Here is a 12,922-nt window from a genome sequence, read left to right as displayed (position 1 = left end):
ATGGACTAACGCATCGTCGCGCGCGCTGCACGATGCGCCGAAGCATTGTGGGGCCAGCGGAGCACTTTGCCGACATGAGCATCACGAGCGATCACGCAGGCGAACTGCGTCAGTTGCGTCGGCCGACTTTCGCCGAACTCTATCTGCCGAAACTCGTCACCGTCTGGCGCGAAGGCTATGGCTTCGCGGATTTCCGCGCCGACGTGTTCGCAGGGCTGACCGTCGCCATCGTCGCGCTGCCGCTGTCGATGGCCATCGCGATCGCATCGGGCGTGACGCCGGATCGCGGCCTTTATACGGCCGTTGTCGGCGGCTTCATCGTGTCGCTGCTCGGCGGCAGCCGGTTTCAGATCGGCGGGCCCGCGGGCGCCTTCATCGTGCTGGTCGCGGTGACAGCGGAGCGCCACGGCGTCGACGGCGTCATCCTCGCCACCCTGATGGCCGGCATGGTCCTGATCGCCGCGGGCCTGTTGCGCATCGGGACCTACATCAAGTTCATTCCCTATCCGGTGACCATCGGCTTCACGGCCGGCATCGCCATCATCATCTTTGCGAGCCAGCTGCGCGATCTCGCTGGCATCACGCTCGCCGGAAAAGAACCCAGCGAGTTCGTGCCAAAGCTCGTCGCGCTCGCGGGTGGTCTGCACACCGTCAATCCATCTGCGCTCGGCGTCGCTGTCGTCAGCATCGCTGTCATCGCCGGCCTGCGGCACTGGCGGCCGTCCTGGCCCGGAATTCTGATCGCGGTCGTGCTCGCGGCGGTCGCGTCGGCTGTGCTGTCGCTGCCGATCGAAACCATCGGTAGCCGCTTCGGCGGCATTCCCCGCGAATTGCCGTCACCGGCGCTGCCGGCGTTCTCACTCGCGAAGGCGGCGGCGGTGCTGCCGGATGCGATCTCGTTCGCGCTGCTCGCGGCCATCGAATCGCTGTTGTCGGCGGTGGTGGCCGACGGCATGACGGGCCGCCGCCATCGCTCCAATTGCGAGCTGGTGGCGCAAGGTGCCGCCAATATCGGCGCCGCGCTGTTCGGCGGCATCTGCGTCACCGGGCTGATCGCGCGCACCGCGACCAATATCCGCGCCGGCGCTCGCGGCCCGCTCGCGGGCATGCTGCACTCGCTCTTTCTGCTGCTGTTCATGCTGATCGCAGCACCGCTTGCGAGCTATATCCCGCTGGCCGCGCTCGCCGCCGTTCTCGTCGTGGTGTCCTGGACCATGGCGGAGAAGCACGAATTCGCGACGCTGCTGCGTTCCTCCCGGGGCGATGCAATCGTGCTGCTCGCAACCTTCCTGCTGACCATCTTCCGCGACCTGACCGAAGGCATTCTGGTCGGCTTCGCGCTGGGTGCGGTGCTGTTCATCCATCGCATGGCAGAGATGACCGGCATCGAGCAGCGGTCGCCGCTGGTGGTGGCCGACCGCCCCGACGATGGCAATGGCGAGCGCGTGCCTTACGATTCCGCACTCGCGGTCGACCCCGACGTGCTGGTCTACCGCATCACCGGCGCGTTCTTCTTCGGCGCGGCTTCGGCCATCGGAGGCGTGCTCGAGGGCGTCGCGGACAGGCGCAAGGCGCTCGTCGTCGATTTCGCGGCGGTGCCGTTCCTGGACTCCACCGCGGCGAATGTGTTGGGGCGCGTCGCAGCCAAGGCCCAGCGCCAGGGCATCCGGCTGTTCATCACGGGGGCTTCGCCCACGGTCCGCCGCGCATTGCTGACGCACGGAGTGAGCCCGCGACGCGCGCGTTATCGTCAGACCATCGAGCGCGCGGTCGCGGATATCAAGGCAGCCTCGGGCGCGACCGAAGCCACGGCATAGCCCCGCCTGCTTGACAGGGCCGGCCGGACGCGAAATGGATCGCGCTCGAACATGACCCGAGGCAAAGGATGAACGTGACCAAGGCTCCAGCGGCCTGCTTGATCGGATGGCCGGCCGCGCATTCGCGCTCGCCGCTGATCCATCGTTACTGGCTGCGTACGCTCGGCATCGAAGGCGGCTACGTCATCGAGGCTGTTCCGCCCGAGGGCCTCAGGGATTTCGTCCTGCGGCTGTCGTTGCGCGGCTTCGTCGGCGCCAATGTCACCATCCCGCACAAGGAAGGCGTGATGGCGCTGTCGAGCCCGGACGGGCGTGCCAGGGCCGTGGGCGCGGCCAACACATTGTGGTTTGCCGATGGTGAGCTGCGTTCCACGAACACTGACGTCGAGGGCTTTCTCGGCAATCTCGACGCCAGCGCGCGCCTTTGGGACGAGGCCGACGAGGCACTGGTGCTGGGAGCCGGCGGCGCCTCGCGCGCGGTCGTGTTCGGCTTGCTCGAACGTGGCTTCACGCGCGTTCATCTCGCCAACCGCACGCCGGCGCGGGCCGAGGCGCTGGCCGCGCAGTTCGGGCCGAAGGTGCTTCCGCTGTCGTGGGACGGGATCAACGAGGTCCTGGCGCGCGCAAAACTTCTCGTGAACACGACCTCGCTTGGCATGCACGGCCAGGGCGCGCTCGAGGTCGATGTGGCCCGCCTGCCGTCTGACGCCGTGGTCGCCGACCTCGTCTACGTCCCCCTGGTGACGCCGCTGCTCGCGGCCGCCGGCGCCCGCGGGTTGAGGACCGCCGACGGGCTCGGCATGCTCCTGCACCAGGCCGTGCGCGGCTTCGAACTGTGGTTCGGCCAGCGGCCACTGGTGACAGCCGAGTTGCGCGCGCTGGTCGAGGCCGATCTCACAAAGACTTGAGCGAATAGTGCGCCGTCTCCGGCGTTCTACCTCCGTGGGGACTATCCGGAGACATCAATGACGATCCAACGTGCCAGTTTCACACGCCCGCTCATCGCTGTTGCGATGGTGGCTGCTTCCACCCTTGCCGCCGTCGCGCAAAAGGCGCCGGTGCCGACCCGCGTGCGCGGCACGATCGAGAGCGTCGATGGCGACACGATGCAGGTCAAGTCGCGCTCCGGCGAGGACGTCAAGCTGCGTATCGCTTCCGACGCGCGCATCGCCGGCGTCGCCAAGATTTCGCTCGCCGACATCAAGGTCGGCTCTTTCGTCGGCGCCACCACCGTGCCGGGGCCTGGCGGCGGCAACAACGCCCTCGAGGTTCACGTGTTTCCGGAGAGCATGCGCGGCACCGGCGAGGGCTCGCGGCCCTACGATCTCAAGCCGAACTCGAGCATGACCAATGCCACGGTGTCGGAGAGCGTGGTCGGCAATGACGGCCATACGCTGCTGGTGAAGTACAAGGACGGCGAGAAGAAGGTGTTCGTTTCCGATATGACGCCGGTCGTGACCTTCGTGCCTGGCGACAAGTCCGAGCTGAAGGCCGGCACCAAGATCATCGCCTTCATGAAGCAGTTGCCCGATGGCTCGTTCGAGACCAACCGCGTCAGCGTCGGCCGTGACGGCCTGACCCCGCCGATGTGATCGACGTATGCCGGACTAAAATAGCGGCGGTCGGGCGGGGTTGCCGCGTCTGATCGCCGCAAGTCCCGAGGGGGCGGGGGGGCGCGCTGACGCCTTGCGCACCCTCCGACACGTTACGGTGCCTCCGCGATGATGTGCTCGTCGATCTCGTCGATCCTGTTGACGCCGCAAAGGCCCATCGTGGTCAGCAGCTCTTTCTGGATGATGTCGATCGCCTTCGCCACGCCGGCCTGGCCGCCGGCACCCAGGCCATAGGCATAGGCGCGGCCGATCATGCAGGACTTTGCGCCGAGCGCGAGCGCGCGCATCACGTCCTGGCCGGAACGGATGCCGCCGTCGAACATGATCTCCATCTTCTCACCGACGGTGTCGACGATCTCCGGCAGCACCTCGATCGAGGACGGCGCACCGTCGAGCTGGCGGCCGCCATGGTTCGAGACCACCAGCGCCTGGGCGCCGGTCTTGGCCGCTTCCTCGGCGTCCTCGACGTCCAAAATGCCCTTGATGATGAGCTTGCCCGGCCAGATGCTCCGGATCCACTCGACGTCCTTCCAGTTCAAGGAGGTGTCGAACTGAGAGGCGGTCCATTCGGCGAGCCGGTTGAGGTCCTCGGTGTTCTTCACATGGCCCGCGATATTGCCGAAGGTGCGGCGCTTGCCCTGCAGCACACCGGAGACCCAGGCCGGTTTGGTCGCGAAATCGAAGAACTTCGACAGCGACCATTCCGGGGGAATGGTCATGCCGTTCTTGATGTCGGCGTGGCGCTGGCCGATCACCTGCAAGTCGACCGTCAGCACCAGTGCGCTGCACTTCGCCGCGATCGCGCGCTGGACCAGATCCTTGATGAAGCCGCGGTCCTTCATCACGTAGAGCTGGAACCAGAACGGCTTGTCGACGGCGGCGGCGATATCCTCGATCGAGCAGATCGACATCGTCGATTGGGTGAACGGGATGCCGGCGGCCTGCGCCGCGCGGCAGGCGTGAATCTCGCCATCGCCATGCTGCATGCCGAGCAGGCCGACCGGCGCCAGGATCAGCGGCATCGTCGAGGGCTCGCCGAGGATCGTGGTCGAGGTGTCGCGCTTGGAGACGTCGACCAGGATGCGCTGGCGGAACTTGATCGCCTGCAGGTCCTCGCGGTTGGCGCGCAGCGTTTCCTCGGAATAGGAGCCGCGGTCGCAATAGTCGAAGAACGCCTTCGGCACGCGGCGTTTATGCAGCGCGCGAAGATCGTCGATACAGGTGATGTGCTTCATGAACGTTCCCCAGCCCGTCTTGTCCCAGGTGTCTTGCATCGGAAGATCGAGGGGTCATCTAGCATGGTTGGATGCACAGCCAAATCGTTTGCGAGAGGGCGTCATGACCAAGCCGCACGCCGGACCTTCACCGGAAGAGATCAAGGAAAAGCAGGACCTCGAGGATGCGCTGGAGGAGGGTCTGGAAGAGACCTTTCCGGGCTCCGATCCCGTCAACGTGACCCAGCCGGCGCCGAGCCGCGCGGATGGTCATGTAAAGCGGACGGACTAGGAGGCAGGTTCCCTCTCGTTCCAGGGTTCCAGAAGGATAAATAGTGTTAACAATGGGTTACAGGGGCGATGGCGGCTCCTGGCCCCGTAATGATTAATCACATTTTTTGAAACCAAATTAGCCCCGATGGCTCTATAACACGCCCAGCAAATCAGGGATGCGGGGCCCGCCAGGGCAGTCGCAGCTTGTCTTGGGGATCCCTGGTTGTTGCGTGGGGGACGATATGAGCCGCAAATATTTCGGGACGGACGGTATCAGGGGCCGCGCCAACGGACTGATCACGCCGGAGCTCGCGCTCAAGGTCGGCCAGGCCGCGGGCCTTGCGTTTCAGCGCGGTGATCACCGCCACCGGGTCGTGATCGGCAAGGACACCCGTTTGTCCGGTTACATGATCGAATACGCGATGGTCGCGGGCTTCACCTCGGTCGGCATGGACGTGCTGCTGGTCGGCCCGATGCCGACGCCGGCGGTGGCGATGCTGACCAAGTCGATGCGCGCCGATCTCGGCGTCATGATTTCGGCCTCGCACAATCTGTTCGAGGATAACGGCATCAAGCTGTTCGGCCCCCAGGGCTTCAAGCTCTCGGACGATGTCGAGAAGCAGATCGAGCAGCTGCTCGACGAGCCGATCGAGAAGCGGCTCGCGCAAAGTGCGAGCCTGGGCCGCGCCCGCCGTATCGACGGCGTCCATGATCGTTACATCGAATTCGCCAAGCGCACGCTGCCGCGCGATCTCTCGCTCGACGGCCTGCGCGTCGTGGTCGATTGCGCGAACGGCGCTGCCTACAGGGTGGTGCCGGAAGCCCTGTGGGAATTGGGCGCCGACGTCGTGCCGATCGGCGTCGAGCCCGACGGCTTCAACATCAACAAGGATTGCGGCTCGACCTCGCCGGAAGCGCTGTCGAAGAAGGTGCGCGAGATGCGCGCCGACATCGGCATCGCGCTCGACGGTGACGCCGACCGCGTCATCCTGGTCGACGAGCGCGGCCATGTCGTCGACGGCGACCAGCTGCTGGCCGTGATCGCGCAGAGCTGGAAGGAAGACGGCCGCCTCTCGCGTCCGGGCATCGTAGCCACCGTGATGTCCAATCTCGGCCTCGAGCGCTTCCTGAAAGGGCAGGGTCTCGATCTCGTGCGCACGCCGGTCGGCGACCGCTACGTGCTCGAGCAGATGCTGAACGGCGGCTACAATCTCGGCGGCGAGCAGTCCGGCCACATCATCCTGTCCGACTACGCCACGACAGGCGACGGCTTCGTTGCCGCGCTTCAGGTGCTCGCGGTCGTGCAGAAGCTGCGCCGGCCGGTGTCGGAGGTCTGCCATCGCTTCGATCCGCTGCCGCAGATCCTCAAGAACGTCCGTCACAAGGGCGGCAAGCCGCTCGATGATTCCGACGTCAAGTCGGCGATCTCGGACGGCGAGAAGCGGCTCAACGGCCATGGCCGTCTGTTGATCCGCTCGTCGGGCACCGAGCCCGTGATCCGCGTCATGGGCGAGGGCGAGGACCGCATCCTGGTCGAGGACGTCGTCGACACCATCGTCTCCGCGCTGGGGCAGGCTGCGGCTTGAGGCACACCGGTTTCCGCGTACGCTCTTCACCTCTCTCCAGCGGGGAGAGGTGAACGCCGGAGCTCCATCGCGCATCCCAGCCATTTCCGATTGGCGGTGGATCGGCTGCCGCCAGCATCGTACCTGTGAGGTCGCGGCAATCTGCCGCGCCGGGATGCTGCATTGAACAAGCCTGTCGTCGTCTCAGAGGAAACGCTCACCGAGCCCGTCGTCGTCAGCGACGTCGCGCCTGCCGCCAAGGCGGCCGCGGGGCCGGCCTATGTCGTGCTCGCCGGCATCAGCTTCTCGCACTTCCTCAACGATACCATGCAGTCGCTGATCGCCTCGGTGTATCCGATCCTGAAGGACACCTACGCGCTCGACTTCGCGCAGATCGGCATGATCACGCTGGCGTTCCAGTTCACGGCGTCGCTGCTGCAGCCGGTGGTCGGCCACTACACCGACAAGAAGGCGCAGCCTTACTCGCTGTCGATCGGGATGGCCTCGACCTTCTTCGGCCTGCTGCTGCTCAGCGCCGCGCACCAATATCTCATCATCCTGATCGCGGCTGCGCTGGTCGGTCTCGGCTCCGCGGTGTTCCATCCCGAATCCGCCCGTATCGCACGGCTTGCCTCCGGGGGGCGTTACGGCTTCGCGCAATCGGTGTTCCAGCTCGGCGGCAGTTTCGGTACCTCGATGGGGCCGGTGCTCGCAGCCCTCATCGTCGTGCCGTTCGGTCAAGGCAGCATCGCCTGGTTCTCTTCGATCGCGGGCCTTGCCATCATCATCCTCTGGCGCATCGGCCGCTGGTACGAACCGCAGATCAAGGCCAGGAAGACGGCGGCGGTTCAGGCCCATCCCGATGCCCCGAGCTCGCGCCGCGTCGCTGTTGCGCTTCTCGTGCTGGTGGCGCTGCTGTTCTCGAAACAGCTCTACGTCTCGAGCCTGTCGAGCTACTACATCTTCTATCTGATCGACCGCTTCGGCGTGTCGACGCAGGCGGCGCAGATCTACCTCTTCATTTTCCTGGCGGCCAACGCGGTCGGCGCGTTCCTGGGCGGACCGCTCGGCGATCGCTTCGGCCGCAAGATCGTGATCTGGATCTCGATTCTCGGCGCGCTGCCGTTCACCCTGGCGCTGCCCCATGCCGGGCTCTATGCAAGCGCAGTGCTGTCGGTGATCATCGGCCTCATCATCTCCTCGACGACGTCGTCGATCATCGTGTTCGCGCAGGAACTGGTGCCGCATCGCTTCGGCATGATCTCCGGCGTGTTCTTCGGCGTCGCGTTCGGCATCGGCGGCCTGGGGGCGGCCGTGCTCGGCAAGGTCGCCGACCATACGTCGATCGAGTTCGTCTATCAGGTCTGCGCCTACCTGCCGGCGATCGGCCTGCTTGCCGTGTTCCTGCCAAAACTGCCACGGCACGCGCGTTAACAGTTCCTCCCTTGCCGCCACGCGGCTTCACCAATCGTTAGCAATTGCGGCGTGCAAGCGCCGCATTTTTGCAACGCTTGCGCGGCATCCGCGTGCAGGTAGAGAAAAAATCAACCTTAAAAATTAGGGTTAAGTGGCGCTTAAGAGTTTGGTGCCATCGTCCGGCCCGTGAGTTTCCAGAACGTGAGGCGCTCGTATTGAGCCTCACCGGCCATAAGGACGAAGCCAATGCGTAGCGTTAAGTCTCTCCTTGCCGCGGGTGCGGCATCACTGATCTCGTCGATGGCATTCGCCGCCGATATGCCGATCGCGGCTCCGCCCCCCATGTACGCGCCGCCCCCGCCCGCCGACTTCGGCGGCTGGTATCTGCGTGGCGACATCGGCATGACGAACCAGAGTTCAAAGAGCCTGCACAGCGCGAGCATCGATTCGGTCAACGCTAGCTTTCCCGGCGCGCTACAGGATCACGGATTCGGGTGGGACAGCTCGACGATGTTCGGCCTCGGCGTCGGCTATAAATTCAACAACTGGTTCCGCGGTGACGTCACCGGCGAATATCGCGGCAAAGCCAACTTTCACGGCTCGCAAAACCTTCCTTTGAACGCAGCGTTTGCCGGTTTCGGTGTCGCGGACAACTACACAGCCAGCAAATCCGAGTGGGTCGTCATGGCAAATGCCTACGTCGATCTTGGGACGTGGTGGTGCGTGACCCCGTTTATCGGTGCCGGCGTCGGCATGTCGCGCAACAGCATCAGCGGCTTCCGCGACGACGGTGTTTCCCTGCGCACCGGGTTGGGAACGTCGCCGTCGACGACTTACGCTGCCGACTCATCAAAATGGAATTTCGCCTGGGCCTTGCATGCCGGTCTTGGCTATCAGGTCACGCGGAACGTCACCATCGAACTCGCCTATCGGTACATGGACCTCGGCGATTTCAAAACTGGCCCGACGAATTCCTTCGACGGTGTCACGGTCGTGAACGGAAGTCCGTTCACCGTCAAGGACGTCACCTCGCATGACGTGAAGCTCGGCGTACGTTGGCAGCTCGACAGCCCGCCGGTCTACGCGCCGCCGCCGCTCGTCACCAAGGGCTGATCGCAAGCCTCATCGGTTAATCTGTCTTAACGGCGCGGGATCATCCCGCGCCGTTTTGCTTTGCGCATTTTTCATGGCCTGGCGGCGACGAAAGCCTCAGGCGCAACCATTGGTTAAGGTTAACGGGCCATGATCACGGGCAAGAGTTCGAGTTCAATGGAGCGTTGCAATGCGTAGGCTTTTGTTGGCAGCGGCGATGTTGGGATCGGTATCCGTCGCACACGCGGCCGATATGCCGGATCTCCCCGTCCTGCGCGGCGCGCTGACCGACGGACTGAGCAACTCCAACGTCATCTGGCAGGGCTTCTATGCCGGTGCCCAGGGCGGCTATGGAGCCTCGGACGAAAGCTTCAGTGGCACGAACGCCAACATGCTTGCCGCCTTGCTCGACCATAACGTGATCGAGCAGATGCAGGTCTCGCAATGGAATCTCGGGCTCGGCAAGCAATCGAGCCGCGCCAGCGGCTATGGTGCCTTCTTCGGGTATAACGAGCAGTGGGAAGACGTCGTCTACGGTCTCGAAATGAGCTATCTGCACGGCTCTTTTGGCGGCTCATCCAATGCGTTCAAGGAGCTCGTCAGCGGAAGCAAGCTTTCCGACGGCTCCTTTCACGACGTTGCGGTAACGTCCTCGGCGGCGATCGCGATCTCGGACATGGCGACGTTCCGTGGACGCGCGGCTTATTCCTGGGGCTGTTTCCTGCCCTACGTATTCGGCGGGCTCGCCCTCGGCAAGGCCGACATCTCGCGGTCGGTTCGCGTCACCGATGCGGTCAGCACCGACGGAGTTTTTTTTACGCCGCTGCAGCCGCTGTCGGCGAACGATACCCAGCATAACCACCTGATCTACGGCTACACGGCCGGTCTCGGCATGGACGTCAACCTGGTTGGCGGTCTCTTCATGCGGGCGGAGTGGGAATACATTCGCTTCACCTCCCAGGTCGACACCAGCATCAACACCGTTCGTGCCGGCCTCGGCTACAAGTTCTAGGCGCGGCTTCCCCGCGTCGCGGTTGACAGGCCGGTTACGTCCTGATGCTCTGTCGCCCGGCATGGGGCGGCGCGATGCGGATTTACGGCGACAGCAATTCGGGCAATTGCCTGAAGGTGAAGTGGGTGTGCGATCATCTCGCATTGCCCTATCGCTGGATCGAGATCGACACCCGCAAGGGCGAGACGCGCACGCCGCAGTTCCTGAAGATGAACGGCGCCGGCCAGGTGCCGACCGTGGCTTTCGACGACGGCCGCACGCTGGCGCAGTCCAACGCCATCATCCGCTATCTCGCCCGCGACAGCGCGCTTGTTCCGCGCGACGCCTTTGTCGCTGCCAAAATGGACGAGTGGCTGTTCTGGGAGCAGTACAGCCACGAACCCTATGTCGCGGTGTGCCGCTTCCAACTGGTGTATCTCGGCAAGGATGCTTCCCAGCTCGACCCTGACAAGGTCAAGCGCGGTCATGCGGCGCTCGAGCGCATGGAGCAGCATCTCGGAACGAGTCGCTTCTTCATCGGTGATGCGGTTTCGCTCGCCGACGTCTCGCTGCTCGCTTATACGCGCCTGGCGCATGAAGGTGGCTTCGATCTCGGCCGTTACGCCGCCATCCGGCGCTGGATTGCAGAAGCCGAGGCCTGTCTTGGCCTGCCGCCGGCGCGTTGAGCCCCTTGCGTTTAGCCCGGAGTTTTCCGCATGAGCGACAAGTCCGTGTTCATTCGTCCCGCGCGCCGCGAGGATGTTCCGGCGATCGTGGCTATGCTCGCCGACGATCATCTCGGCCGCGCCCGCGAGCGGGTCGAGGATCCCCTGCCTGCCGTCTACTACCAGGCCTTCGAGCGGGTCGAGCGCGATGCCAATCTCACGCTCGTGGTTGCGGAGAGCGAAGGCAGGGTGGTTGGCTGCCTGCAACTCGCGGTGCTCGCAGGCATCAGCTCGCAAGGCGGCATTCGCGGTCTGCTCGAGGATGTCCGCGTTGCCACCGATTGCCGCAGCCGCGGCATCGGCGAGCAATTGGTGCAATGGGCCGTGACGGAAGCGAAAGCACGCGGCTGCAACCTGGTCGAATTGCTGACGCATTCGAGCCGCGTGGATGCGCAGCGCTTCTACAAGCGCCTTGGATTTGCGTTGAGCCACGCCGGCATGACTGTGCGGTTTTGATGCAGCCCGTGGCAGCCGTTGCGCGATCAACGAAATCCGATCGCGCGTTCGTTCATCTTAAGGGCTGATAAACTACCCGTTCGTCGTTCACGTTGATTGGGGAACGAAGGGTGCTACGGCAGCGTCTCACACCGGGCTCGGGTCGGTTCGGGGATTTCGATGACAAGCTATTCCATGGTCAAGGTCGGCAACGATTACGTCGTGCAGGCCGATGACAAATGCATTTTGAAAGTCGGCAGCCGCCGCCGCGCCGCGCAATTGATCAGCGAGGCCACGGACTTACTGAACGCGCTCGCGCCCGTCGCGTCCCCCGGTGTCGTGCCGGCGGAGCCATCACGCCAGGGTGAAGCGCCGGAACTTCCTTGACTGCTCTTCCCGATTCCCGTATCAGCCGCGGCGGGACACCTCCCCCCAACGGGAGGCTTACTATCTGGAAGGGTAGACGATGACTGTAGCGAAGCCCGCTTCGCGGCCGAACGTGCCGCATTTCTCCTCCGGCCCCTGCGCCAAGCGCCCCGGCTGGAACGCCCAAAATCTCAAGGACGCAGCGCTCGGCCGTTCGCATCGCGCGAAGGTCGGCAAGACCAAGCTCAAGCTCGCGATCGACCTGACCCGCGAAGTGCTTGAAGTGCCCGCCGATTACCGCATCGGCATCGTGCCGGCGTCCGACACCGGCGCGGTCGAGATGGCGCTGTGGTCGCTGCTCGGTGCGCGGCCCGTCACCACGCTGGCCTGGGAATCCTTCGGCGAAGGCTGGGTCAGCGACATCGTCAAGGAATTGAAGCTCAAGGACGTCACCAAGCTCAACGCTGGATACGGCGAGATCCCTGATCTCTCCAAGGTGGACCCTGCGAGCGACGTCATCTTTACCTGGAACGGCACCACCTCAGGCGTGCGCGTTCCGAACGCCGACTGGATCAGCGCGACCCGCGAAGGTCTCACGATCTGCGACGCGACGTCTGCCGCCTTCGCGCAGCCGCTCGATTTTGCAAAACTCGATGTCGTCACCTTCTCCTGGCAGAAGGCGCTCGGTGGCGAAGCCGCGCACGGCATGCTGATCCTGTCGCCCCGCGCGGTGGAACGCCTCGAGACCTACAAGCCGGCGTGGCCGTTGCCGAAGATCTTCCGCATGACCAAGGGCGGCAAGATCAACGAAGGCATCTTCGTCGGCGAGACCATCAACACGCCGTCGATGCTCTGCGTCGAGGATTATCTCGACGCGCTGAACTGGGCCAAGTCGATCGGTGGCCTCAAGGCGCTGATCGCGCGTGCCGACGCCAACACCAAGGTGCTGGCCGACTGGAAGGCGAAGACGCCCTGGATCGACTTCCTGGCCAAGGATGCCGCGATCCGATCCAACACCTCGGTGTGCCTGAAGTTCACCGACCCCGCGATCACCTCGCTCTCGGACGACGCGCAGGCGGAGTTCTCCAAGAAGCTGGTCGCGCTGGTCGAGAAGGAAGGCGCCGGCTACGACTTCGCATATTATCGCGATGCGCCGGCCGGCCTGCGCATCTGGTGCGGCGCCACCGTCGAGGCCAAGGACGTCGAGCTGCTGACGCAGTGGATCGACTGGGCTTTCGCCGAGACCAAGGCCATGCTCGCCAAGGCGGCCTAAGTTCTGACCCTCCCCCGGAGGGGGAGGGTCGACGCACCCGCCAGGTGCGGCGGGGTGGGGTGATCTCTCCACGCGGCGCACCGGCGATTTTCTTTCCGCGGCTTCACCCCACCCCGGCGCTTCGCGCCGACCCTCCCCCTCC

General features: G+C 64.5%; 13 protein-coding genes. 12 read left to right on the top strand and 1 reads right to left on the bottom strand.

Annotated elements, in window-relative coordinates; translation table 11 throughout:
• Positions 1-74: 74 nt before the first annotated feature.
• The 3 genes from ACVIIW_RS04230 (at position 75) to ACVIIW_RS04220 (ending at position 3,409) form a co-directional block, all read left to right on the top strand.
• Entirely contained in the window at positions 75-1,817 is a 1,743-nt protein-coding gene (locus ACVIIW_RS04230; RefSeq protein ID WP_456699584.1) for a SulP family inorganic anion transporter, read from the top strand.
• A 68-nt stretch (positions 1,818-1,885) separates the two neighbouring features.
• The gene (locus tag ACVIIW_RS04225; RefSeq protein ID WP_456699583.1) at positions 1,886-2,725 is read left to right on the top strand and encodes a shikimate dehydrogenase; all 840 of its coding nucleotides are present in this window, start codon (positions 1,886-1,888) and stop codon (positions 2,723-2,725) included.
• A gap of 57 nt (positions 2,726-2,782) precedes the next feature.
• Entirely contained in the window at positions 2,783-3,409 is a 627-nt protein-coding gene (locus ACVIIW_RS04220) for a hypothetical protein (protein ID WP_456699582.1), read from the top strand.
• 113 nt (positions 3,410-3,522) lie between these two features.
• Here ACVIIW_RS04220 and ACVIIW_RS04215 read toward each other — a convergent pair whose 3' ends face one another.
• The gene (locus ACVIIW_RS04215) at positions 3,523-4,665 is read right to left on the bottom strand and encodes an alpha-hydroxy acid oxidase (protein ID WP_456705087.1); all 1,143 of its coding nucleotides are present in this window, start codon (positions 4,663-4,665) and stop codon (positions 3,523-3,525) included.
• Between the two features lie 103 nt (positions 4,666-4,768).
• On the opposite strand from ACVIIW_RS04215, the gene ACVIIW_RS04210 reads away from it, so the two are divergent.
• The 9 genes from ACVIIW_RS04210 (at position 4,769) to ACVIIW_RS04170 (ending at position 12,780) form a co-directional block, all read left to right on the top strand.
• Positions 4,769-4,936: a hypothetical protein gene (locus ACVIIW_RS04210; protein WP_456699581.1), complete on the top strand. Its 168-nt coding sequence runs from the start codon at positions 4,769-4,771 to the stop codon at positions 4,934-4,936.
• Between the two features lie 223 nt (positions 4,937-5,159).
• A complete protein-coding gene (gene glmM, locus ACVIIW_RS04205) occupies positions 5,160-6,503 on the top strand; it encodes a phosphoglucosamine mutase (RefSeq protein WP_456699580.1) in 1,344 nt (447 codons plus the stop codon).
• Between the two features lie 162 nt (positions 6,504-6,665).
• A complete protein-coding gene (locus ACVIIW_RS04200) occupies positions 6,666-7,916 on the top strand; it encodes an MFS transporter (RefSeq protein WP_456699579.1) in 1,251 nt (416 codons plus the stop codon).
• 228 nt (positions 7,917-8,144) lie between these two features.
• Complete coding sequence (locus ACVIIW_RS04195; protein ID WP_456699578.1) at positions 8,145-9,011, top strand: outer membrane protein; 867 nt, start codon at positions 8,145-8,147, stop codon at positions 9,009-9,011.
• 169 nt (positions 9,012-9,180) lie between these two features.
• Entirely contained in the window at positions 9,181-10,002 is an 822-nt protein-coding gene (locus ACVIIW_RS04190) for an outer membrane protein (RefSeq protein ID WP_456699577.1), read from the top strand.
• 74 nt (positions 10,003-10,076) lie between these two features.
• On the top strand, positions 10,077-10,667 hold the full coding sequence (locus ACVIIW_RS04185; protein ID WP_456699576.1) for a glutathione S-transferase family protein: 591 nt from the start codon (positions 10,077-10,079) through the stop codon (positions 10,665-10,667).
• Between the two features lie 30 nt (positions 10,668-10,697).
• Positions 10,698-11,162, top strand: coding sequence for an N-acetyltransferase family protein (locus ACVIIW_RS04180; RefSeq protein ID WP_456699575.1), 465 nt, complete (start codon positions 10,698-10,700; stop codon positions 11,160-11,162).
• 159 nt (positions 11,163-11,321) lie between these two features.
• Entirely contained in the window at positions 11,322-11,528 is a 207-nt protein-coding gene (locus ACVIIW_RS04175) for a hypothetical protein (RefSeq protein ID WP_456699574.1), read from the top strand.
• Between the two features lie 79 nt (positions 11,529-11,607).
• Complete coding sequence (locus ACVIIW_RS04170; RefSeq protein ID WP_456699573.1) at positions 11,608-12,780, top strand: phosphoserine transaminase; 1,173 nt, start codon at positions 11,608-11,610, stop codon at positions 12,778-12,780.
• Positions 12,781-12,922: the final 142 nt, after the last annotated feature.

It is taken from the genome of Bradyrhizobium sp. USDA 4449, from assembly GCF_054056275.1.
The sequence above is the reverse complement of the archived record's forward strand: the minus strand, read 5'-3'. Positions and strand labels throughout refer to the sequence as shown.